Source organism: Mesorhizobium sp. LHD-90, assembly GCF_030929505.1.
In the GTDB taxonomy this organism is placed as follows: Bacteria; Pseudomonadota; Alphaproteobacteria; order Rhizobiales; family Rhizobiaceae; genus Kumtagia.
In genome coordinates this window covers 158,517-179,086 of the sequence record NZ_JAVFVV010000004.1, presented here as the reverse complement: position 1 = coordinate 179,086, position 20,570 = coordinate 158,517, and the positions used below count along the sequence as shown (strand labels likewise).

The window sequence follows — 20,570 nt, the reverse complement described above, 5'->3', positions numbered from 1 at the left end:
ATCATGGCCAGCTTTTCAGTTTCAGCATCACTTTTATTAAATGAGAAAGATGCCGTAAAAGGGATCAATAAAACCAACGCTGCTTTAAAGCGTTTATTCGCGACCGCTAAGTCCATGAAGAACATGGACCTTGGCCTCAATACTCGGACTTTAGGTCGAGCAGAACGCGAGATACGCAACCTTACTCGTTCAGTTAGCAATTTACAGCAAGCAGCGCGTCGTCCGATCACCATAGCGATCAATACATCACGGGCGCAGCAGCAGATACAGCGTCTACGCCAACAGGCTTCGCAGTCTGTTACGATGGGGGTAGGTGCCACAGGACGCAACGCCGGATATTCGTTCGGCCGCGACATGGGTCTTGGTTTCCGTGCGGCGATCGGGAATGAAATCTTCCAATTCGCTAAACGTGCTGTGGTGGAAGGAGCGACAGCGACGGATGTTTCCGACACTCGCTTGGCCTTGCAACAACTGTCTGCCACGGATGAAGCAGCGGCTAGGAGTGCTATTCAGGATATTTTGAAGCGGCAGCAAGCAACACCATCAAAGCAGCTTCTCAACGAAGCGCAGACTCAGAGCTTGTTGACTGAGGCCCTTGGTGTGACGCGCGGCGATGTTGGTGCCGCCAAGCTGCTGACTGAAGAATTGACTACAATGATCAAGCTCGGGGTCGCGCAAGGCCAGACCCTAGACGCTGCGCTAGAAGGCGCGATCAATTTTGGTAAGGCCGGTGAACAGATGGGCAAGTTCACCGACTCAGTTACTGGCGCTTTCGATCCGAGAGGCATGGCCGCATGGTTTGAGTTACAGCGCAAAACAATGCCGTCTATCGGCAAGGAATATACCGGCCAGTTTGTCAGAATGCTGACTCAAGGTCTGCGCTCATCGAAATACCCGCTGACGCCAGAAGCGTTTGTCAAAGGTGCGCTGCTACAGGAAGAGAACACCTCGACCGGCGTAGGAATAAACCAGTTGGTGAAGAACCTGACTGGCGGCACTGACGTCAAGACCATGCTCAATCAGATGATGGCTGGTTTGATTGAGACGGAACAAGTCGGCAAGAAGACCATGTGGCGCGGCACCTTTGACGAGGATGCCCTAAGAGAGAATCCAGCGCAGTGGATCAATGACTACGTGATCCCAGCTATGAAAAAGCAGGGGTTCGATCCGGCAAGCGCGACGGATGCGACCAAATTCGCTTCGCTAATTGCATCTGATAGAACTGCCCGCGAAACCCTGACTGCAATGATTATTCGCAATCAGGAATTGGAGGCGCAGGCCAAACAAATCTTAGCTCGTAGCGGCACAACTGCTACAACAGAACAGATCCTTAAAGATTCAGCTACGCTTCGTTTCGCAGCATTTGGTGCTCAGGCTGAAAACGTTGCTGGCAATGCCATCCGGGCGCTTGAACCGATAATTGTTCCGGCCATGGACAGGTTAAATCAGTCTTTGGCCGATATGGCGCAAGGCAAAGTATCCCCAGCTAAAGCAGCGACTGCTGCGGCAGCAGCTTTGGCTACAACTACAATGATTTCCGGCGCTTCAAGTCTAATGTCCCAAATAACCGGGATCAGCGCGCTTACCTCTGGCGATCCGACCACGAAAGTCCTCGGCGCAATCGCGGTCAACACAGCGAACACGGCCACAGGCGTTGCAGCTATCGCGACAGGGATGGCGGTAGGTGGCGGCAAAGGTGCTTTAGGTCTGCTCGGACTGTTAGGTCGATACGCTGGTCCTGCCACAGCAGGGGGCACGCTCTACGGCCTTGCCATTTCCTATCTCGAATCTCTCAAAAGACCTGAACAACGTGCTGGCGAATACGTCGGCGGTCTCGTCGGACCAGAAAAGAATTACGAGGAGATGTGGAAGGAGCTAAGGCGCAAACCCGACTGGACCGATCTTGTGGATCGCACGGATGAACGGGCATATCGTCGTAGTCAGATGGAAGAATTGACCCGAGCGCCAGACCCGCTAACGACTCAAGGAATTTTCGCTAACGCGGATGCCTCTCTTGAGGCTGCATTTACCGCAGGAGGCACAACAATCGCCGCGTCCATGACTGGTGCCGCGCCGACCGTTGGCAGTTCGATCATGAGCGCAATGATGGCGGGTGCCGCAGGGATGGGTAACGTCATTGGTGGAGCTGCGGCCGCGAGAATCTCCAGCGCCCAGATCAATGTTAGATACGCTGCTGCACCCACTGCGCCTGATACCGGCGCACAGACAGTGATCCAGTGACCTCCAACAGAACAAACACATTATCCTACTGGAGTGTGGCACGGCGCTAATATCGATTTCACACGAGGTGGTACGTTGGAATACCCGCATTCCGTCATTGCCACTGACTTCATGGTCGCTGTGAGCAATGCGATTTATCAGATGCCGGAGGTCGACAGGATCGCGGTGCTTGGGGCAATCGGGTCTGTGATCGCCGCGTTGGATGAGTTCCCTCGCGAATGGGAACCCGAGATAATTTACGCTAAGGGCACAGGAAAGCTGGTAGTGGTCTTCAATGGCGACCCGGCGAGGGAACCTGTCGTGGTGGAATTGTGACGGTACATCGGTATGCTAACGTTTCCCCCTTATGGAAATCTTATGAACTCAGGACACCAAAGAACCTAAGTCATTGATCCAGTTGCACTTCCCATGTTGCTTTGTTACATGGAGATCAGCATTCTATCGAGAATGGCGGGCGCGGCGACGCCGGCGAAACGGCTGAAGACGAGGCGGAGGGGCGCGGCATGATCGATTTCGGCGGGCGCAACGTGGTCGTCACCGGCGCCGGCGGCGGGCTCGGCAAGGCGCTGGTCGAGGAGCTTGCCGCCTGTGGGGCGCGGGTCGTCGCTTGCGACGTCGAAGGCATGGATCTGTCCGCTCCGGGGATCGCCGAGGCGCACCGCTTCGATCTGCTCGACGACGCCGCGGTGGCGGGTTTCGCGGCGCGCGTTAATGATGGCGAGCCGCCGGCGGCCGTGATCTCCAACGCCGGCTGGACCCGCGCCGAGACGCTCGCCGCCGTCACGCCCGAGGCGCTCGACCGCGAGATGAACCTGAATTTCCGCAGCGCCGCCCTGCTGTCGCAGGCGCTGCTGCCGTCGATGCGCAACCGGCCGGGCGGCAGCGCTTTCGTCTTCGTCTCCTCCGTCAACGCCATCGCGCATTTCGGCAACCCTGCCTATGCGGCTGCCAAGGCCGGCCTGCTCGCCTGGATGCGCGCCATCGCCACCGAAGAAGGCGGCAACGGCGTGCGCGCCAACGCCGTCGTGCCGGGCTCGATCCGCACCGGCGCCTGGGACCACCGCATCGCCGAGAAGCCGGAGATCCTTGGTGCGGTGAGCAGGCTTTATCCGCTCGGCCGGCTGGTCGAACCGGTCGAGGTGGCGCGGGCCGCGGTGTTCCTGGCCTCGCCGGCGGCAAGCGGCATCACCGGGGTGTCGCTCAACGTCGATGCCGGCCTGCTTGCCAGCAACCTGCCGTTTCTCAACGAAATCGCCTAAGGGCCCCAGGAAATGCGTGATGGGCCCTAAAGGCAGCACAACCCGGAGACCAATCATGCGCGTGGAAGATCTGGATACGCCGGCGATCGTCATCGACCGCCGCATCGTCGAGGAAAATCTGAAGCGCGCGCAGGAGCATGCCGACCGGCAGGGCAAAAGGTTGCGGCCGCATATCAAGACGCACAAGCTGCCGATGTTCGCCAAGCGGCAGCTTGAACTCGGCGCCATCGGCATCACCTGCCAGAAGATCGGCGAGGCCGAGGTCATGGCCGACGCCGGCATCGCCGACATCTTCATCCCCTACAACATCATTGGCGCCGCGAAGCTGGAACGGCTGAAGGCGTTGCACGAGCGCATTACCCTGTCGGTGACCGCCGATAGCGCCGAGACGGTCGACGGCTATGGCGCGGCCTTCACCGATGCGAGCCGTCCGCTCGCCGTGCTGATCGAATGCGACACCGGTGGCGGCCGCTGCGGTGTCCAGACACCGGCGGAGGCGGTGGCGCTGGCCGAACGCATAGGCGCTTTCCCAGGCCTGCGGTTCGGCGGGCTGATGACCTATCCGCCGCGTGGCAAGGCGGGCGAGGTGGACGTCTGGCTGGAAGAGGCGCTTGCGCTGTTCAAGGCGAAGGACATCGCTGTCGAGCGCGTGTCGGTCGGCAACTCGCCGGATTTCTATACATCGAGCACCGGCGACGCGGCGACGGAGTTGCGGCCCGGCACCTATATCTATTCGGACCGCATGCAGGTGGCCTTCGGCCATGGCGCGCTTGAGAATTGCGCGCTCACCGTGCTGGCGACCGTTGTCAGCCGCCCGACGCCCGATCGCGCCATTCTCGACACCGGCTCGAAATCGCTCGCCGCCGATTTGTCGCCGGCGCCTGGTCACGGCCACATCGTCGAATATCCGGACGCGGTGATCACCATGCTCAACGAGGAGCACGGCATCGTCGACCTGTCGCGCTCGGCGAACAAGCCGGCCATTGGCGACAAGGTCCGCATCATCCCGAACCATGTCTGCGTGGTGTCGAACCTGTTCGACGTGGTGCATCTGGTCGAGGACGGAGAAGTCGTCGAACAGGCGCCGGTAGCGGCGCGCGGCAAGCTGAGCTGAGAAAGCCGAGGCCGGTCAGAACCAAAAGGGCGGTGGTCGAGCGCCACCGGGTAGCGGCGCGGGCCGGATCGACAGCCCGAGCACGATCCGCTGCGTGTGTAAGCGCCTTACACCTTCCCAAAAATGTGCTTGTCGTAGTCCGACACCAGCAGATGCAGCGGCGCCTCGTCTTCCTCGATCGAGGAGAAGCGGCCAATCGGCTGGTCGAAGATGTTGTCGGAGAGATCGTCGTTCACGGTCGAGACCTCGCCGATCAGCACGTCGCCGCCCTCGCCCCAGAAGGCGTGCCAGACGCCGGGCAGCAGCGTCACGCTCTCGCCCGGATCGAGCTTCAAGAGGCCGCCCGCCGGCAGTTTGCGCACCACGCCGTCGGTCGGCACCGTGACCTCCTTGTGGCGGTCGATGCCGCCGTCCTCGGCGGGCATGAACAGTTCGAGCACCAGCTTGCCGCCGCCGCGGTTGATGATGTCCTCGGCCTTCACGATGTGCCGGTGCATCGGCGATATCTGATCCTTGCGCGAGATCATGATCTTCTCGGCGTAGAGCATGCCCTTGCCGCTCGCCAGATCCTCCTGCCGGCCGTTGCGCACGGTGAAGAGGAACAGGCCGAACTCGTCGAATTTCTCCTGGCCGAAATCGGTGATGTCCCAGCCGAGCCGCGCCCCGACGATGCCGTCGGGCCGCCGTGTCCTGAGTTCGTCCGGGGTCCAGTAGGCGAAAGGCGGCATGATATAGCCGAAGGAGCGGATGAAGGCGTCGCCTTCACGGATGATCTCGTTGACGCGCGACCGTTTCATGCTTTCTCCTCCGGATGCTCGGCGCCTTCACATGCCCGGTATTCGCACTGCCCGCAAGCCTCGCGTGGGGCGGCCGGCATCGTCGCGGCGACGCCGGAAGGACAATCGATCCATATTTAACAAGTTTTTAATTTTCGCCTTTGATGTCGGATTCGCGACGCGTTAGATTGAAAGCGAATCAGTCGACCGCGGCTCGGAAAACGACCGTGATCGACACTCGCCAGACGGGTCTTTGAGGCGCCTGGCAAGCGGTTCGTAGTATGTGCGGTTCGCGGTCCGTCTCGAGGACGGGCGCGTGGTTCTCGTGACAAGTTGTAGGTTTTTCATGTCCGGTCGCTGGCGCAGCCAGGGTCCGGGCAACCGTAGCGATTCGGGCTTCCAGCAGGCGGATGACAAGCCTAGGCGAACAGTTCGGAACCTCGACAGGGCTGGCCAAACGGCTGGCGTCGCGAGGCGACCTCAGCGGATTCCTGATGGCGCTGTGCCAGGCGATCGGGGCCGACAGCTACATGCTGGTTGCCGTGGTCAACGACCAGAACAGGAGCGACGTGCGCATCGTCGCCTCCAACTGGATCTACGACACGATCCAGCTCGTCGGGCATGAGACCGTCGCGGCAATCGCGCAATGTGCTCATGCGGCGGCGCCCGGCGCCCGGCCGCGACCGATCACCACGCGCGAAGCTCCCGCGCTTGCCGGCGTTCTGGGCGGCGAGGAGGCAAGGCTCCTCGACGTGCTCGGCCATGGCGAGATCTACGCGCTGAGGCTGAATGTCGGCCGCCAGCGGCTGTTCATGCTGCTATCGACCGAAGAACCCGGCCAGCTCGACCCGGCGGAGCTCGCCCGCGCCCAGATCCGCTGCTGCCACGCGCTGTCGCAGGTGCCCGACCTGCTTGCCGCCACGACCCAGCAGGATCCGCTGTCGGACCGCGAGCGCGAGTGCCTCTACTGGGTCTCGGAAGGCAAGACGACCGACGAGGTGGCCCTCATCCTGGGCGTCTCGTCCAACACCGTGAACAGCTACGTCACCCACGCGATCCAGAAGTTCTCGGCGTCCAACCGCGTCATGGCGGTTGCAACCGCGATCAGGAGCGGCATCTTTTGAGCAGGCCGGGCAAAGACGGCGGTCGCCTCGCGGCGCGGAATCGCAAAAGCCCCTTCGGCGCGGCCTCGCCGGATGGCGAGCCCGGCCACACTCTGTCGGTCGCGGATGCGGTGCGCCGCTGCCGCTGGATCGCCATCGACATCAACGCCGCGGAATTCGCGCTGTTCTTCGCCAGCCCTTCGCTGGAGCGCGCCCGGCTCGTACCCTGTTTCGACGCCCTTCATCCCGCAATTGCGCCGGGGACGCGCCTTGCCGCCGGACGCGGCGGCGAGGCGATCGTGCGCCACGCGCGCACCTCCAGCCTGCCCTGCTGGTGGGGCAACGACGGCGCAACGGCGTCGGAACGGGCCTTCGCCGCACTCGACATGGCCGAGCGCACGGAGGAACTCGTGCCCGGCTGTCCCGGCATCGCCTTTCCCGTCTTCGGTGAGCGCGGCCAGTGCGGCCTGATCGCCTTCTGGGGTAACGAGATGGTGCTTGCCGGCGACCAGGCGCTGGACATCCATGCGCGCTGTTTCTCGCTGTTCGCGGCCGTCTCGGCGATCCGCTCCAACGAGTTGCGCAAGCTGCCGACGATTTCGAAACGCGAACTGGAATGCCTGAAGCTGACCGCCAACGGCTTGACCAGCGAGCAGATCGCCGCCTCGCTGAAACTCTCGGTGCATACGGCGAACCAGTACCTGACCAGTTCGGCGCAGAAGCTGGACGCCACCAACCGCACCCATGCGGTGGCCAAGGCGCTGAGACTCGGACTGTTCGAGTAGGTTGCAGCGCCGCAAAGCCGCGCTCAAAGCATGTAAGTCAAATCTTACCGAATGCCCGCAGGCTCCGGCCGCCTGATCCGCGCATCCTCGATCGCGGCGGCGAGAAAGGCCGTGTTCTTTTCCGGATCGGGGTCGGGGTCTTCGAAGGCGACGTAGTTCACCGTCACCCCGGCCGTGTCGGCGCCGAGCGTCAGCGTGAAATAGACCGTCGCGCCGCGCGGCCTGAGTTCCAGGTCGAGTTCGATGCGCGGCGGGTCCATCCAGTCGACATGCGCCTGCCCGCCATGGCCGAGGCGGACCGTGCGGGGCATGAAATACAGCTCGGCCGCCGAATCGACGAGGTCCGAGATGCAGGCAAAATGCTCCAACCGGATGAAGGCGATGTAGTCGGCGGCGTCGACCAGCCGCAATTCGGCGACGATGTCGCGAATGGCGTCGGCAACGATGACCTCGCGGGACGATGCGTGCGATTGCCGGATCATGATGCCTGTTTTTTCGAAGGCTGCTTGGCGTAGACGATGCGGACCAGTTCGGCGACCGCCTGGTAGAATTGCGGTGGGATGACGCTATCCACCGAAACTTGCTTGTACATGGAGCGGGCGAGCGCCACGTCCTCGAACACCGGGATATTGTTCTCGGCGGCGATCTCGCGGATGCGCAGGGCCACCAGATCCTGCCCCTTGGCGAGCACCACCGGTGCGGAATTTTCCTCGCGCACGTAGCGCAGCGCGATCGAGAAGTGGGTCGGGTTGGCGATGACCAGCGTGGCGCGCGGCACCGCCGTCATCATGCGCCGCCGCGCCCGGTCGCGCGCCAGCGAGCGCAGCCGCGACTTGACGATCGGGTCGCCTTCCGACTGCTTCATCTCGTCCTTTACTTCCTGGCGGGTCATGCGCAGGTCCTGCAGCCAGTGGAAACGCGACCATACGAGGTCGATGGCGCCAATGACGGCCATGACGGCGACGATGGCGACCAGGATGTTGATGGCGATGTCGCGGATGACCAGGCCGAACGACACCGGCGGGGTGATCATGCCGGACAGCAGCGTGGTGAGGTCGCCGCGCAGGACGAACACCAGCACCAGCGTGACGAACACCAGCTTGCCGAGCGATTTGGCGAATTCGACGAAACCCTGCGCGCCGAACAGCCGCTTCCAGCCCTCGGTAAGCGAGATGCGCGAGGCCTGCGGTCGGATGCGCTCGCCGACGAACTGCGGCAGGTTCTGGATTGCCGAGGCGACGAAGCCCGCCACCATCAGCATGACCACCAGCGCGACCATCGCCTTGCCCATCTGCATCAGCACCGCCTTGTAGAGCGTGCCGATGTCGCTCGCCGTGTCGAGCGGCCAGTCTTCCGGCTTTTCCAGGAATACGGACAGGAACACACCCATCTCGCCGATGTCCCGCTGGGCGAAGAACACCGCGAAGACCAGGATGGCGAGGAAGGAGGCGAGGATCGGCGCCTCGCGCGACACCGGCAGCTTGCCCTTCTCGACCGTGTCGCGGATCTTCTTCTCGGTCGCCTGCTCGGTTTTGCTTTCCTTGTCGGCGCTTTCGGCCATGTCTGCTCAGCCCATCAAGCCGCGGCGTCTTGTGTCGACGGCAGCTCGAACGCCCCCTCGCGCGCCATGCGGATGGCGGTGGACGCCACTGTCTTGCGCGCCCGCACGATGTCGGCCATGGCGATGCCGTCGGAGCCCTGCCCGAGCTCGGCCTCGATCATGCGCCGCGAGCGCGCACCGATGGCCGACAGCACCGATTCGGCCAGCTGCGCCGGGGTGTTGCGCAGGCAGAGCGTCACGAGTTCCGTCGACAGGCCGTCGAACAGCGCGACGCGCGCCTTCTGCGTGAGCAGCGGGATGTCCTCGAAGGAGAACAGCCGGGCGCGGATCGCCGCGATATCCGGCGTGCCGGCCTCCTCCAGATCCTGCATCACCTCGTCCAGCTGGCCCTTGTCGAGTTCGTTGAGCAGGTTGGCGACGCGGCTCTGGCCGGCCGACATGTCCTTGACGTTGGTTTCGCCCAGCACGCGGTTGCGCAACTGGTTCTCGATGATCTTCGTGGCGGCCTCCGGAATGGCGGCGATCGACACCATGCGCCGGACGATCTCGCCGCGCAGCGGCTTGTCCAGCGTGATCAGCGCGTTGGCCGCCGTCTGCGGCGCCAGCTTGGAGAGCACCAGCGCCGAGGTCTGCGCATGTTCACCAGCCAGGAAGGCGCCGATGCGCGCCGGATCGAGCTTTTCCAGTTCCGTCCACACCGGCGGCGGCAGATTGGCCGCGCCCGCCTGGTCCTTGCCCATGATCGCCTTCATCTCTTCCGCCGACAGGGTCTCGTTGAGCAGGTCGTCCATCTGGTCGGCCGAGTCGAGCTGTCCGGCCCCTTCGGTGAACTCCGCCTCGAACTCCGCCACGATGCGCTCCAGCTCGCTCTGCGGAATCGTCTTCAACAGCCGCGCGCCCTCGACAAGCGCCTTGAGTTCGTCCTGCTTGAAGAATTTCAGCAGGCGGCTGGCGGCCGGCTTGCCCATGGCGACCAGGATGGCGGCCGCCTTCTGTGGACGCGAGAGGTTGAGCGTCGTCATCCGCGAACCTGTCCCATCGTCGGCCAGAGCACGGAACCGGCCATCACGCCGGACCCGAGGTGATGATCTCGGTCAGCCGCAGGCCGAAACGCGATGGGTCGTTTTCGAGCACGGTGATCTCGCCGCGCGCGATGCGGCGGCCGTTGACCATGACGTCGACCGCCTCGCCGACGCGCCGGTTGAGCGCTACCGTCGACCCCTTCTGCAGCCCCATCAGCTCGGACACCGACATCTCGGCGCTGCCGAGCACGATCTGCACCTCGACCGGGATGTTCATGATGATGTTGGCGTTGGCGGCCACCGCCCCGCTGGGCGCGCGCGCCGCGCCCGCGTCGCCGTCGTTGAGGACGCCGCGCAGTTCCTGGATGGCGCGGTTGAGCTGGTCTTCTCCGCCGTCTTCGGCCGGTGCCCCGTTTCCCTGGCTCATCAACGATCCCCTTCCAACCTTGATCCGGCGGCTAGCGCCGAACCAACCCCGCGATCAGTTCCTGCCGCTCGTCGAACGGCTGCTTGATGCGCACCGTGTAGTGCAGCCCGAGCTTGCCGAACTCGCATACGAAAAGAGTCTTGTGCCGGGCTGACAGTTTCGCCTCGCCCTGCGCGTTCTCGCCGAGTTCGATCACCTGCCCGGGCTGCAGGCAGGCGAGATCGGCCAGCGTCATGCGCGCCAGCGGCATGGTCGCCTCCAGCCGCACGGCCGAGCGCATGACCTCCTCGCCGAACCGGTCGCCCCAATCGTCGCCCGCGGCTTGGTCCGCCGCGCCGTGCTTGTCCCCGCGGTGCTTGAGCAGCACGCGCTGCGGCATGAACATCGACAGGCGCCCGGAAGTGCTGCCGCAGGTGACGGAAAAATCGACGCGCGCCGCCGGCCCGTCGCGGATCACCCGCTCGGCCAGGGCTGCGCCGGAGATCGCGTGCGGCAGCGGAAGATTGAAGGCGAAGGCGCGCGGTCCCGAACCGTTCACTGCCCTGGCGATCTCTTCGAACGCCATCGTCGCAACGTCGATCTCGGTCGGTGACAGCGGCCGCCCGATCGCCGCGACCGGCATATCCGCATCGCCGCCGAACAGCGCCGAGACGAGGACCGCCGCGCAGCGCGAATCCAGCGTCAGCACCATGGCGTCCGGCGAGGCCGGCGAGGAGGCTATCGCCATCGCGCCGTTCTCACGCGGGTCGGGTTTTGCGGTTGCGAAGCGGGTCAGTTCGACAGACGCGATGTCAACGCCGACCGGCGTTGCGAGGCTGGCGGCAAAACCCTTGCGGATCGCCGGCAAGGCGCGCTCCGCCACCGAGCGCGCTGTGGCGCCGATATGGTCGGGCTCGCCAGTGTCGCCGACCAGGCGCTCGACGATATAGGCGCGCATGTCCGACGGGCTGCCTGGGCTAACCATCGAGGGAGTGCTCCGCCCGGCGCATCGGCATCACTCAGGCCGCCTTCTTCGCGGTGTCGGCGCCGGCGACGCCGCCGGTGTTCAGCGTGCTCTGCTCGACCGCGTCGATCGACGGCCGGTCGTAGGAGGAAATGGTCTTGCGGCCGAACTCGATCGCCACCTGCGGCAGCGAACCGTTCATGTAGGCCAGCAGCGTCTGCTTGACGATGATGTAGAGACGGTTGTTCTTCTCGCGCACGATCTTGATCTTGGTGGCTATCGGCCCGACCACCGCATAGGACAGGAAGATGCCGAGGAAGGTGCCGACCAGCGCGGCGCCGATCAGCGCGCCGAGGATTTCCGGCGACTGGTCGAGCGCGCCCATCGCCTTCACCACGCCCAGCACCGCAGCCACGATGCCAAGCGCCGGCAGGCCGTCGCCCACCTGCACCATGGCGTGGTAGGATTTCAGCTTGTCGGAGCGGATGGTCTGGATTTCTTCGTCCATCAGCGCCTCGATCTCGTGCGAGCGCGCATTGCCGATGATGATGAGGCGGCAATAGTCGCAGATGAAGTGCGTCAGGTCGTGGCGCTTCAGCACCGACGGGAACATCTGGAAGATCGTCGAATTATCCGGATCATCGATATGCGCCTCGACTTCCGAGCGAGATTTGGTGCGCAGCTCGCGCATCAGGCTGTGCAAGACGCCGAGGGTTTCGAGATAGTCCTTTTCCTTCGGCACCGCCTGCTTGAAGGCTTCGAGCATCGCCTTGCCGGTGTCCTTGACCGTCGACATCGGGTTGGCGACGAGAAAGCAGCCGACGGCCGCGCCGCCGATGATGACGAGCTCCCACGGCTGCATCAGCACGTCGATGTGGCCGCCCATGGCCATGAAGCCACCCAGCACGCAGCCCAGCGTCACCACAAGTCCGATCAGAATGCCCACGCGGCAGGCCCTCGCATGATTGTGCCAGCGTGCAAGGATTAGCCCGCGTGCCTTGTGTGAGGCTTGAATGGGCGGCGGGGAAGCTTCGCGGACGGGTCGAACGGATTCAGCCTCGCGCAAGGAACCCGCCCTATTCTGCCTGCACCAGGCTGCGGAGTCGCGCGCGTGATCAACACCTATCTGGACTACCAGCTCATTGCCAAGGACATCGGCAAGGCGATCGACCGGGTCGAGACCGAGCCGATGGTGAAGCGCGAGACCGAATACTATCTCGCCAACATCACCCAGGTGAAGTCGATCGACGACCTGATGAAGGACGACCGGCTGTTCCGCTATGCCATGAAGGCGCACGGGCTTGGCGACATGAGCTACGCCAAGGCCTTCATGGTAAAAGCCATGAAGGAAGGCATCGACGATTCCGACAGTTTCGCCAACAAGCTGACCGACAAGCGCTACTACGAATTCGTGAAAACCTTCGACTTCGTCAGTTTCGGCGAAACGACGACGGTGCGCACCCGCGCCCAGCAGGGCACGGTCGACATGTATCTGCGCCAGACGCTGGAGGAAAATGCCGGCAAGCAGAACGAAGGCGTGCGGCTGGCGCTGTATTTCGAGCGCAAGGCCGGCGACCTGACCAACTTCTACGAGGTGCTGGCCGACCCGGCGCTGAGCCGCGTCGTGCGCACCGCGCTCGGCCTGCCGGATTCGTTCGCCTCCGCCGATATCGATAAGCAGGTAAAACTGTTCGAAGAAAAGATCGACATCGCGGATTTTTCCGATGCCGGGAAACTGTCGAAGTTCCTGGAACGCTTCACAAGCCTGTGGGAGCTGAGCAACCCCTCGCAGGGCAACTCGGTCTCGCAGATGAGCGTGCTGTTCAGTCAGCCGGCGGAATACGGCATCTCCACCAATCTTCTGTTCTCCATCCAGGGCCTCAGGAAATAGCGATGCAGGACGGTCTATACGTCGCGCTTTCCGCGCAGGTGGCGCTGGAGCGCCGGCTGAACACCATCGCCGACAACGTCGCCAATGCCTCGACGGTCGGCTTCCGCGCCACCGGCATGAAGTTCGAGGACGTGGTCAGCGGCACCGGGCAGAAGGCGGTCGCCTTCGCCTCCAGCGGCGACACCTTCATGTCGACCGAGGCCGGTGCGCTGCGCGAAACCGGCGACCCGTTCGACTTCGCCATCCAGGGCGACGCCTGGTTCGGCATCGAGACGCCTGCGGGCACCGTGATGACCCGCGACGGCCGCTTCACCATGCTCGACACCGGCGACCTGGTGACGCTGCAGGGCCATCCGGTGCTCGACGCCGGCGGCGCGCCGATCCAGCTCGATCCGCAGAACGGGCCGCCCGTCGCCGGCGCCGACGGCGCGCTGCGCCAGCAGGGCCAACTCGTCGGTGCGCTCGGCCTCTATAATTTCGACCCGGGCGAGAATTTCGTCCGCTACGCCAATTCCGGCATCGTGCCGATGGGTGCGCCGGAACCGGTCATCGACCGCAACGACATCGGCGTGGCGCAGGGGTTTGTCGAGGAATCCAACGTCAACCCGATGCTTGAAATGACGCGGCTGATCGAGCTGCAGCGCAATTTCGAGAACGTCGCCGCGGCGATCCGCGGCACCGACCAGACGTTTGGCGATGCGATCGCCACGCTCGGGTCGAAGACTTAGCGCAAACTCGGCCACTCCCTTGCAAGCACCCTCCGACCCGCTCGACCTCATCGAACGAAGCTGGGCGCGTTTTTGCGACGACCGCACCCTTGTGCGCCAAGGCGGCAGGGTGGTCGAGGTCTCGCCGACCCATTATCTTGTCGGCGGCCTGTCGGGCTCCGCGCGGCTGGGCGACATCGTCGAGTTGCGGGGAAAGAGCGGCCGCGGGCGCGGCGAGATCGTGCGGATCGGCCCGCGTGACGTGATGGTGGCGCCGTTCGAGCGTGCCGCCGACGCCGGTATCGGTGACCTCGTCTTCGTCCACGGTCCGCTATCGGTGGTTCCGCATGCCGCCTGGCGCGGGCGGGTGATCGACGCGCTCGGCCGCGCCGTCGACGGCGGCCCGTCCATGATCGAGGGCGATGCACGCCATTCCGGCGAAGCAGTCCCGCCCTCAGCGCTGGCGCGCCAGCGTGTCGGCACGGGGTTCCGCACCGGCGTACGTGTCATCGACATCTTCACGCCGATCTGCTTCGGCCAGCGGCTCGGCATTTTTGCCGGCTCCGGCGTCGGCAAGTCGACGCTGCTCGCCATGTTGGCCTCGGCGGAAGCCTTCGATACGGTTGTGGTGTCGCTGGTCGGCGAACGCGGCCGCGAGGTGCGCGAATTCCTGGAGGACACGCTCGGCGAGCGCGGCATGAAAAAGACCGTCGCCGTGGTCGCCACCAGCGACGAGAGCGCCATGATGCGCAGGCGCGCGCCCGACACCGCCATGCGCGTCGCCGAGCACTTTCGCGACCAGGGCCACCGCGTGCTGCTCGTCGTCGATTCCATCACCCGCTTTGCCCATGCGCTGCGCGAGGTGGCTATCGGCGCCGGCGAACCGCCGATCTCGCGCGGCTATCCGCCCTCGGTCTTCACCGACCTGCCGAAACTGCTTGAGCGCGCCGGCCCCGGCGCCGACGGAGCCGGCTCGATCACCGCCATCATCTCCGTGCTGGTCGACGGCGACGACCACAACGACCCGGTCTCCGATGCGGTGCGCGGCATTCTCGACGGCCACGTCGTGCTCGACCGCGCCATCGGCGAGCAGGGCCGCTACCCGGCCGTCAACCCCCTAGCCTCAATCTCGCGGCTGGCGCCAAAAGCCTGGAGCGACGACCAGCGCGCGCTGGTGGCCAAGCTGAAGGCGATGATCGCCCGCTTCGAGGACACGCGCGACATCCGCCTGCTCGGCGGCTACCAGCCTGGCGCCGATGCGGAACTCGACGTAGCCGTGCGCCAGGTGCCGCTGCTTTACGAGGCGCTCAACCAGTCGCCCGCCGACCGGCCGTCGGCCGATCCCTTCGCCGACCTCGTCCGCTACCTGAAACCCAGGGAAAAGCCCCATGCCGCCCAGCAAGCCTGACCGCGCGCCGCCCGGAGCTGGCAGGCAAAAACCTGCCGCCCGGCGGAGCTTTTCGCGCCTGTGGCGCGGCCGAAATTCGTCCTCGCCACTGCTGGCACGCCGGCGCCGCAGCGACCTGATTGTCGCCGGCCTTGGCATCGCGCTGGGCTTCGGCTGCGCGGTGTTTCCCTGGTACATCTTCTTCAACCAGGACAAATTCGGCATCCGCGCGCTGAAGTTCGAGGGAAATCCCGACCAGAAGCCGCCGGTCATGCTGGGTTCGGACGGCGAGCGCATCGGCGCGCCGATGACCGCCGAGGACATTCCGCCGATGCAACTCGACCTCTTCGCCACCGGCACGGTCGGCGCCGGCGCCGACGGACAAGAAGAGGAAAAGCGCGCGACCGAGGCGCTCGACCAGCCCTTTCCCGGCGACGCAGTCGCCTACCGGCTGGTCTACGCCGCCGCCGGCCGCGCCATGATCGCCGACGACAGCGGCATGTGGGTGGTGCAGCGCGGCTCGCTGTTGCCCGACAACAGCAAGGTCGCCGGCATCGAGCAGCGCGCCGGCAAATGGGTGCTGATCACGTCTAATGATAAGGTGGTGGAACTGGAAGCGATGTGAGGCAGAAGGCTTAGGAGGTCACGGCACTGCGCCGAACTATGGCAGCGAGTTCCAGTCGACAATTCCATGGTCCCTGATGGCCTCCACCTGGTCCGAATCGACACGCTCGCAAAAGACGATCAGATTTACGGCATTCGACCGGGCGCTTGGGACAAGGAGGCCGTCATGTCCATGAAAATGCGCCACTTCCGCGATCTCCTGGGTACGCGGATATTCGGCAGTCCGTTCGAGATAAGACATCCGCCCGTACTGCCTCGTGTCCAGTCCCAGCGCCTCCAGAGCGTGCAGGGAGGAAAGGTCGAGCACGTTTCGCAGTCGAATGCGCAATTCGTGAAGTCCGAAGCGCAGCTTCGAAGGCACGACAGGCTGTCCCGCTCTCAGATGAAAGAGCATTTCGGCTAGAGCGCCTTCACGGGTCCGGGAAGTATAGAGAACGTCGAAGGTTGTATCATCCCAGCGGCCGCCTGATGCGCCGCAATCGGTTGGATCACGGCCCTCGCGGGCCACCCTCCAGACAACTTCGTCCAACGGTAAACGCGGACGGCCATCTAGGGCATCGACAAGTCGGATGTCGCGTGGGGGACGAGCCATTCCTAAAGATATGCGCCGGCATCCAGCCGATTCAGAATCTGAAGAACCTCGTCCGTCCTGTCGGAGTGAATCAGGTCGATCGCCCTTGCACCATCCAGTTGCGGGTGACGGGCGTAAAGCCAGATCCTGATCTCCTCGCCGGAATAATACTCCTGCAAGCGCCCCACGACGTAATGCAGATCGGAAATACGCAGCTCGTTGCTCGGCTGCGGTTTTGCGGCGCCGCTCCGCCAGCGCGAAACCGTCGCTTTCGACACATCCGTGATGTTCGCGATGTCCGTACCCCGGAGCCCGCCGTTGCTTTCCAGCTCTCCGATGAAACGCGCGACAGTGCTTTGTGCAGGAGCCATCTTCTTCTTCGGTTCCTAAAAAGATGAGCTTTCGGCAAGGTGCCTTCGCCCTATTAGTTCCATTCTCGTTTCATGCCGCAAAGATATGAAACGAAAATGAGACCGTCAAGCAAACTCGGGCTGACAGTCTCCCTCACAAGCCCCGCGCAAGACTGGCCGCCTAGAGTTCGCAAGAACGCCCGGAATCCGGATCAGGCCATGCAGCCCGTCAACCTCTTTCACCTCGCTTCGCAGCAGGCCGAATGGCTTTCGGCGCGCCAGGCGGCGGTTGCCGGCAATGTCGCCAACGCCAACACGCCCGGCTACCGCGCCGTCGACGTCGAGCCGTTCGAAAAAGTGCTGGAGCGCACCGGCGTCAGCCTGACGGCGACGCAGGACGGCCATTTCGGCGCCCGGGCCAGCGAGGTGAATTTCCGCAGCCGCGACGACGACCGCACCACGGCAATTCTGCCCTCCGAAAACACCGTCGTGATGGAGCAGGAACTGATGAAGGCCGGCGAAGTCGGGCGTTCCTTCGAGATGAACACGGCGATCGTCAAGGCCTTTCACCGCATGATGCTGATGAGCGTCAGGTAGCGCCATGGACGCCCTTACCTCCGCCCTGAAGGTCGCCGCATCGGGCCTCTCCGCCCAATCGGAACGGCTGCGCGTGGTTTCCGAAAACCTCGCTAACGCCCAGTCGACCGGCGACGCGCCGGGCGCCGACCCGTATCAGCGCAAGACCATCACCTTCGCCGCCGAGCTCGATCGCGCCACCGGCGGTTCGAGCGTCGAGGTGCTGAAGATCGGCCACGACGAGACGGATTTTCCGGTCGAGTTCATGCCCGGCCACGAGGCCGCCGACGCCAACGGCTACGTCAAGATGCCCAATGTCAACGTGCTGATCGAGATGGCCGACATGACCGAGGCCAACCGCTCCTACGAGGCGAACCTGCAGGTGATCAAGCAGGCGCGCTCGCTGATCTCGATGACCATCGACCTGATGAGGCCGCAGTCATGATCTCCGGCCTCGGCCCGATCGGCCCGAATTTTCTGACTGGCACCGCCGGCGGCGTGCTGAGCCCAACCACGCCTACGGCCGGCAGCGCCGCCGTCGAGACCGGCGTGTCCTTCGCCTCGGTGCTGGCCGAGACCGCCGGCCGCTCGGTCGACAAGTTGAAGGCGGCCGAGCAGATGTCGGTCGAGGTGCTGCAGGGCAAGGGCGACATGCGCCAGACCGTCGACGCGGTGATGAGCGCCGAGCAGTCGTTCCAGGCGGCGGTCGCCATCCGCGACAAGATCGTCACCGCCTATCTCGATGTCAGCCGAATGGCGATCTAGGAGTTTTCTGATGCGCGCCCTCTCCATCGCCGCCACCGGCATGAACGCCCAGCAGACCAACCTGGAAGTCATCGCCAACAACATCGCCAACATCAACACCACCGGCTTCAAGCGCGCCCGCGCCGAGTTCACCGACCTGCTCTACCAGGTCGACCGCATGCAGGGCGTGCCCAGCCGCGCCAATGCCAGCGTCGTGCCGGAAGGCGTCAGCATCGGCCTCGGCGTCAAGACGGCGGCGGTGCGCAACCTGCACATCCAGGGCAATCTGATCAGCACCGGCAACAAGTTCGACCTGGCGCTGACCGGCAATGGCTGGTTCCAGATCGACGGCGCCGACGGCGAGACGCTCTATACGCGCTCCGGCGCCTTCAACACCAACGCCACCGGGCAACTGATTACCCTGGACGGCTACACCGTGCAGCCCAACATCACCGTGCCCGCCGACGCGGTCGAGGTCGTCGTCAACAAGTCCGGCGAGGTGTTCGCCCGGATCGACGGCCAGGTCGACCTTCAATTACTCGGCCAGTTGCAGCTCGCCAGCTTCTCCAACGAGGCCGGGCTGGCCGCCATGGGCGACAACCTGTTTCGCGAGACGCCAGCCTCCGGCCCGGCCACGGTCGGCATGCCCGGCGATCCCGGCTTCGCCGAGGTCGAGCAGGGTTATCTGGAGGCCTCCAACGTAGATCCGGTGAAGGAAATCACCGAGCTGATCTCGGCGCAGCGCGCCTATGAGATGAACTCGAAGGTCATCCAGGCCGCCGACGAAATGGCCGCCGTCGTCTCCAAGAATATCCGGTGACGGCGATGATCCGCCACGCCCTGTCCCGCTTCGCCGCCGCCGCCCTGCTCGCCGCGTCATGGGCCGCGCCGGCCATGTCCGCCGAAGTCGTGCTGGTGCCCAGCCGCGTCATCTATCCCGGCGAGACGGTCGAGGCGGATGCGCTGAAGCAGGTCGTGCTGGCGGAGGGCAAGGTGGCGCCGGACAACGTCGTCGTCGTGCTCGACGCGCTGGAGGGCAAGGTCGCCAAGCGCACCCTGCTGCCCGGCCGCTACGTACAAGCCACCGCGCTGCGCGAGGCCTATGTGGTCGAGAAGGGCGTGCCGGTGGAGATGGTCTTCATGACCGGCGCCCTGTCGATTTCGGCCAGCGCCGTCACCCTGCAGCCGGGCTCGATCGGCGACGTGGTGAAGGTACGCAACATCGACAGCGGCAAGATCGTCTCGGGCGTCGTCATGGCCGACGGCAGGGTCAGGATCGGCGGCTGATGAAGCGCCTGGCCACCCTCCTGCTGGCTTTCGCGCTCGGCTGCCAGGCGGCAGCCGCGGACGACGCGCGCGCCGGGCGAAGGCTGGGGCCGGGCGACAAGGGCGCCGGCGACGGCAGCTACGGCGACCAGACCGTGCTCTACGACGGCCGCAACCTGCCGACGGCGCGCATCAAGGACATCGCCCAGTTGCAGAGCTCGCGCGACAACCAGCTCGTCGGCTACGGCCTGGTGATCGGGTTGAACGGCAGCGGCGACGGGCTGCGCAATTCGCCTTTCACCGAGCAGTCGATCCGCGCCATGCTGGAAAACCTCGGCATCGCCAGCGAGGACGGGCGCTTGCGCGCCAAGAACGTGGCCGCGGTCATCGTCACCGCCAATCTGCCGCCCTTCGTCCAGTCCGGCGCGCGCATCGACGTGTCGGTGTCCTCGCTCGGCGACGCCACCTCGCTGCAGGGCGGCACGCTGGTGATGACGCCGCTGAAGGCGGCCAACGGCGAGATCTACGCGGTCGCCCAGGGATCCGTCTTCGTCTCCGGTTTCACCGCGCAGGGCGAGGCCGAAACGCTGACGCAGGGCGTGCCCACCTCCGGCCGTGTACCAAACGGCGCCATCGTCGAGCGGCAGGTCGAGGCCGAATTCGCCAATCTCGGCACGCTGATCCTGCAACTGCGCAATGCCGACTTCTCCACCGCCGTGCGCATCGCCGACACGATCAACGATTATTCGATGGAGCGTTTCGGCCGTCGCGTCGCCGCCGAACAGGATTCGCGCACGGTGATCATCAAGAAGCCGGGGGAGATTTCAGCCGCGCGTTTCTTCGCCGAGCTCGAAAATCTCGTGGTCGAGTCGGATTCGCCGGCCCGCGTCGTGCTGGACGAGCGCACCGGCACCATCGTCATCGGCAACGAAGTAAAGATCTCGCGCGTGGCCGTCAGCCACGGCACGCTCACGGTGCGCGTCACCGAGGCGCCGCGCATCGTCCAGCCGGAGCCCTTCTCCGACGGCGTCACCGCGGTCGAGCCGTTCACGGCGATCGAGGCCGGCCAACCAGACGCCAAGGTGGCGGTGCTCGACGGTCCCGACCTGCAGACACTGGTTGCCGGCCTGAACCGCCTCGGGGTGAAGCCGGACGGCATCATCGCCATCCTCCAGGGCATCAAGTCGGCCGGCGCCCTGCAGGCCGACCTGGTGGTGCAGTAA

25 protein-coding genes are annotated in these 20,570 nt (G+C 64.5%); 16 read left to right on the top strand and 9 right to left on the bottom strand.

Annotation, left to right across the window (positions count from 1 at the left end; genetic code table 11):
- The first annotated feature begins 3 nt into the window (after positions 1-3).
- The 4 genes from RB623_RS06795 to RB623_RS06780 all read left to right on the top strand — a co-directional run bounded on the left by RB623_RS06795 (position 4) and on the right by RB623_RS06780 (position 4,614).
- The gene (locus RB623_RS06795; RefSeq protein WP_308056016.1) at positions 4-2,241 is read left to right on the top strand and encodes a hypothetical protein; all 2,238 of its coding nucleotides are present in this window, start codon (positions 4-6) and stop codon (positions 2,239-2,241) included.
- Positions 2,242-2,316: 75 nt separating this feature from the next.
- Positions 2,317-2,556: a hypothetical protein gene (locus tag RB623_RS06790; protein WP_308056015.1), complete on the top strand. Its 240-nt coding sequence runs from the start codon at positions 2,317-2,319 to the stop codon at positions 2,554-2,556.
- A gap of 188 nt (positions 2,557-2,744) precedes the next feature.
- Positions 2,745-3,500, top strand: coding sequence for an SDR family oxidoreductase (locus RB623_RS06785; RefSeq protein ID WP_308056014.1), 756 nt, complete (start codon positions 2,745-2,747; stop codon positions 3,498-3,500).
- Between the two features lie 55 nt (positions 3,501-3,555).
- On the top strand, positions 3,556-4,614 hold the full coding sequence (locus RB623_RS06780) for a D-TA family PLP-dependent enzyme (RefSeq protein ID WP_308056013.1): 1,059 nt from the start codon (positions 3,556-3,558) through the stop codon (positions 4,612-4,614).
- Between the two features lie 107 nt (positions 4,615-4,721).
- On the opposite strand, the gene RB623_RS06775 is transcribed toward RB623_RS06780, so the two are convergent.
- Positions 4,722-5,411 carry a D-lyxose/D-mannose family sugar isomerase gene (locus RB623_RS06775; protein ID WP_308056012.1) on the bottom strand — a complete coding sequence of 230 codons (690 nt, stop codon included), beginning with the start codon at positions 5,409-5,411 and terminating at the stop codon, positions 4,722-4,724.
- Between the two features lie 389 nt (positions 5,412-5,800).
- Here RB623_RS06775 and RB623_RS06770 point away from each other — a divergent pair, with 389 nt between their 5' ends.
- Together RB623_RS06770 and RB623_RS06765 are read left to right on the top strand one after the other, a co-directional pair.
- Positions 5,801-6,514, top strand: a complete 714-nt coding sequence (locus RB623_RS06770) for a LuxR C-terminal-related transcriptional regulator (protein ID WP_308056011.1) — start codon at positions 5,801-5,803, stop codon at positions 6,512-6,514.
- Complete coding sequence (locus RB623_RS06765; protein ID WP_308056010.1) at positions 6,511-7,278, top strand: helix-turn-helix transcriptional regulator; 768 nt, start codon at positions 6,511-6,513, stop codon at positions 7,276-7,278. The genes RB623_RS06770 and RB623_RS06765 overlap by 4 nt, the downstream gene beginning before the upstream one ends.
- Positions 7,279-7,322: 44 nt before the next feature.
- Here RB623_RS06765 and RB623_RS06760 read toward each other — a convergent pair whose 3' ends face one another.
- From RB623_RS06760 to motA, 6 genes are read right to left on the bottom strand one after another with little or no spacing between them, the layout of a single operon-like run.
- Positions 7,323-7,760, bottom strand: a complete 438-nt coding sequence (locus tag RB623_RS06760) for a hypothetical protein (RefSeq protein ID WP_308056009.1) — start codon at positions 7,758-7,760, stop codon at positions 7,323-7,325.
- On the bottom strand, positions 7,757-8,839 hold the full coding sequence (gene flhB, locus RB623_RS06755; RefSeq protein WP_308056008.1) for a flagellar biosynthesis protein FlhB: 1,083 nt from the start codon (positions 8,837-8,839) through the stop codon (positions 7,757-7,759). The genes RB623_RS06760 and flhB overlap by 4 nt, the downstream gene beginning before the upstream one ends.
- A 14-nt stretch (positions 8,840-8,853) precedes the next feature.
- Entirely contained in the window at positions 8,854-9,861 is a 1,008-nt protein-coding gene (locus tag RB623_RS06750) for a FliG C-terminal domain-containing protein (RefSeq protein WP_308056007.1), read from the bottom strand.
- A gap of 43 nt (positions 9,862-9,904) precedes the next feature.
- The gene (gene fliN / locus RB623_RS06745) at positions 9,905-10,288 is read right to left on the bottom strand and encodes a flagellar motor switch protein FliN (protein WP_308056006.1); all 384 of its coding nucleotides are present in this window, start codon (positions 10,286-10,288) and stop codon (positions 9,905-9,907) included.
- A gap of 31 nt (positions 10,289-10,319) precedes the next feature.
- A complete protein-coding gene (locus RB623_RS06740) occupies positions 10,320-11,252 on the bottom strand; it encodes a FliM/FliN family flagellar motor switch protein (protein WP_308056005.1) in 933 nt (310 codons plus the stop codon).
- A gap of 34 nt (positions 11,253-11,286) precedes the next feature.
- The gene (gene motA / locus RB623_RS06735) at positions 11,287-12,177 is read right to left on the bottom strand and encodes a flagellar motor stator protein MotA (protein WP_308056004.1); all 891 of its coding nucleotides are present in this window, start codon (positions 12,175-12,177) and stop codon (positions 11,287-11,289) included.
- A 165-nt stretch (positions 12,178-12,342) separates the two neighbouring features.
- On the opposite strand from motA, the gene RB623_RS06730 reads away from it, so the two are divergent.
- From RB623_RS06730 to RB623_RS06715, 4 genes are read left to right on the top strand one after another with little or no spacing between them, the layout of a single operon-like run.
- The gene (locus RB623_RS06730) at positions 12,343-13,122 is read left to right on the top strand and encodes a DUF1217 domain-containing protein (RefSeq protein ID WP_308056003.1); all 780 of its coding nucleotides are present in this window, start codon (positions 12,343-12,345) and stop codon (positions 13,120-13,122) included.
- A gap of 2 nt (positions 13,123-13,124) precedes the next feature.
- Positions 13,125-13,850 carry a flagellar basal-body rod protein FlgF gene (gene flgF / locus RB623_RS06725; RefSeq protein WP_308056002.1) on the top strand — a complete coding sequence of 242 codons (726 nt, stop codon included), beginning with the start codon at positions 13,125-13,127 and terminating at the stop codon, positions 13,848-13,850.
- A complete protein-coding gene (fliI, locus tag RB623_RS06720) occupies positions 13,819-15,237 on the top strand; it encodes a flagellar protein export ATPase FliI (RefSeq protein WP_374121646.1) in 1,419 nt (472 codons plus the stop codon). The genes flgF and fliI overlap by 32 nt, the downstream gene beginning before the upstream one ends.
- On the top strand, positions 15,218-15,841 hold the full coding sequence (locus RB623_RS06715) for a hypothetical protein (RefSeq protein WP_308056001.1): 624 nt from the start codon (positions 15,218-15,220) through the stop codon (positions 15,839-15,841). Before fliI ends, RB623_RS06715 begins: the two co-directional genes overlap by 20 nt.
- A 36-nt stretch (positions 15,842-15,877) precedes the next feature.
- Here RB623_RS06715 and RB623_RS06710 read toward each other — a convergent pair whose 3' ends face one another.
- Positions 15,878-16,369, bottom strand: a complete 492-nt coding sequence (locus tag RB623_RS06710) for an RES family NAD+ phosphorylase (protein WP_308056000.1) — start codon at positions 16,367-16,369, stop codon at positions 15,878-15,880.
- A 65-nt stretch (positions 16,370-16,434) separates the two neighbouring features.
- Positions 16,435-16,782 (bottom strand): antitoxin Xre/MbcA/ParS toxin-binding domain-containing protein, encoded by a 348-nt coding sequence (locus tag RB623_RS06705; RefSeq protein WP_308055999.1) that lies wholly within the window; start codon positions 16,780-16,782, stop codon positions 16,435-16,437.
- Between the two features lie 198 nt (positions 16,783-16,980).
- Here RB623_RS06705 and flgB point away from each other — a divergent pair, with 198 nt between their 5' ends.
- Genes flgB through RB623_RS06675 form a run of 6 tightly spaced genes read left to right on the top strand, consistent with a single transcriptional unit; the run spans position 16,981 to position 20,570 of the window.
- Entirely contained in the window at positions 16,981-17,358 is a 378-nt protein-coding gene (gene flgB / locus RB623_RS06700; RefSeq protein ID WP_308055998.1) for a flagellar basal body rod protein FlgB, read from the top strand.
- Positions 17,359-17,362: 4 nt separating this feature from the next.
- Positions 17,363-17,782 carry a flagellar basal body rod protein FlgC gene (flgC, locus tag RB623_RS06695; RefSeq protein WP_308055997.1) on the top strand — a complete coding sequence of 140 codons (420 nt, stop codon included), beginning with the start codon at positions 17,363-17,365 and terminating at the stop codon, positions 17,780-17,782.
- Positions 17,779-18,102, top strand: a complete 324-nt coding sequence (locus RB623_RS06690; RefSeq protein WP_308055996.1) for a flagellar hook-basal body complex protein FliE — start codon at positions 17,779-17,781, stop codon at positions 18,100-18,102. The genes flgC and RB623_RS06690 overlap by 4 nt, the downstream gene beginning before the upstream one ends.
- A 10-nt stretch (positions 18,103-18,112) precedes the next feature.
- Positions 18,113-18,901, top strand: coding sequence for a flagellar basal-body rod protein FlgG (flgG, locus tag RB623_RS06685; RefSeq protein WP_308055995.1), 789 nt, complete (start codon positions 18,113-18,115; stop codon positions 18,899-18,901).
- A gap of 5 nt (positions 18,902-18,906) precedes the next feature.
- A complete protein-coding gene (gene flgA / locus RB623_RS06680; protein ID WP_308055994.1) occupies positions 18,907-19,368 on the top strand; it encodes a flagellar basal body P-ring formation chaperone FlgA in 462 nt (153 codons plus the stop codon).
- Positions 19,368-20,570, top strand: coding sequence for a flagellar basal body P-ring protein FlgI (locus tag RB623_RS06675; protein WP_308055993.1), 1,203 nt, complete (start codon positions 19,368-19,370; stop codon positions 20,568-20,570). Before flgA ends, RB623_RS06675 begins: the two co-directional genes overlap by 1 nt.

Bases quoted from the DNA above. Each gene is read 5' to 3' on its own strand.
- RB623_RS06760 (WP_308056009.1), bottom strand. From the start codon at position 7,760: ATGATCCGGCAATCGCACGCATCGTCCCGCGAGGTCATCGTTGCCGAC.
- RB623_RS06795 (WP_308056016.1), top strand. From the start codon at position 4: ATGGCCAGCTTTTCAGTTTCAGCATCACTTTTATTAAATGAGAAAGAT.
- fliN (WP_308056006.1), bottom strand. From the start codon at position 10,288: ATGAGCCAGGGAAACGGGGCACCGGCCGAAGACGGCGGAGAAGACCAG.
- RB623_RS06780 (WP_308056013.1), top strand. From the start codon at position 3,556: ATGCGCGTGGAAGATCTGGATACGCCGGCGATCGTCATCGACCGCCGC.
- RB623_RS06750 (WP_308056007.1), bottom strand. From the start codon at position 9,861: ATGACGACGCTCAACCTCTCGCGTCCACAGAAGGCGGCCGCCATCCTG.
- flgG (WP_308055995.1), top strand. From the start codon at position 18,113: ATGCGCGCCCTCTCCATCGCCGCCACCGGCATGAACGCCCAGCAGACC.
- flgF (WP_308056002.1), top strand. From the start codon at position 13,125: ATGCAGGACGGTCTATACGTCGCGCTTTCCGCGCAGGTGGCGCTGGAG.
- RB623_RS06705 (WP_308055999.1), bottom strand. From the start codon at position 16,782: ATGGCTCCTGCACAAAGCACTGTCGCGCGTTTCATCGGAGAGCTGGAA.
- flgB (WP_308055998.1), top strand. From the start codon at position 16,981: ATGCAGCCCGTCAACCTCTTTCACCTCGCTTCGCAGCAGGCCGAATGG.
- fliI (WP_374121646.1), top strand. From the start codon at position 13,819: ATGCGATCGCCACGCTCGGGTCGAAGACTTAGCGCAAACTCGGCCACT.
- RB623_RS06785 (WP_308056014.1), top strand. From the start codon at position 2,745: ATGATCGATTTCGGCGGGCGCAACGTGGTCGTCACCGGCGCCGGCGGC.
- RB623_RS06770 (WP_308056011.1), top strand. From the start codon at position 5,801: ATGACAAGCCTAGGCGAACAGTTCGGAACCTCGACAGGGCTGGCCAAA.
- flhB (WP_308056008.1), bottom strand. From the start codon at position 8,839: ATGGCCGAAAGCGCCGACAAGGAAAGCAAAACCGAGCAGGCGACCGAG.
- RB623_RS06690 (WP_308055996.1), top strand. From the start codon at position 17,779: ATGATCTCCGGCCTCGGCCCGATCGGCCCGAATTTTCTGACTGGCACC.
- RB623_RS06740 (WP_308056005.1), bottom strand. From the start codon at position 11,252: ATGGTTAGCCCAGGCAGCCCGTCGGACATGCGCGCCTATATCGTCGAG.
- flgC (WP_308055997.1), top strand. From the start codon at position 17,363: ATGGACGCCCTTACCTCCGCCCTGAAGGTCGCCGCATCGGGCCTCTCC.
- RB623_RS06775 (WP_308056012.1), bottom strand. From the start codon at position 5,411: ATGAAACGGTCGCGCGTCAACGAGATCATCCGTGAAGGCGACGCCTTC.
- RB623_RS06675 (WP_308055993.1), top strand. From the start codon at position 19,368: ATGAAGCGCCTGGCCACCCTCCTGCTGGCTTTCGCGCTCGGCTGCCAG.
- flgA (WP_308055994.1), top strand. From the start codon at position 18,907: ATGATCCGCCACGCCCTGTCCCGCTTCGCCGCCGCCGCCCTGCTCGCC.
- RB623_RS06715 (WP_308056001.1), top strand. From the start codon at position 15,218: ATGCCGCCCAGCAAGCCTGACCGCGCGCCGCCCGGAGCTGGCAGGCAA.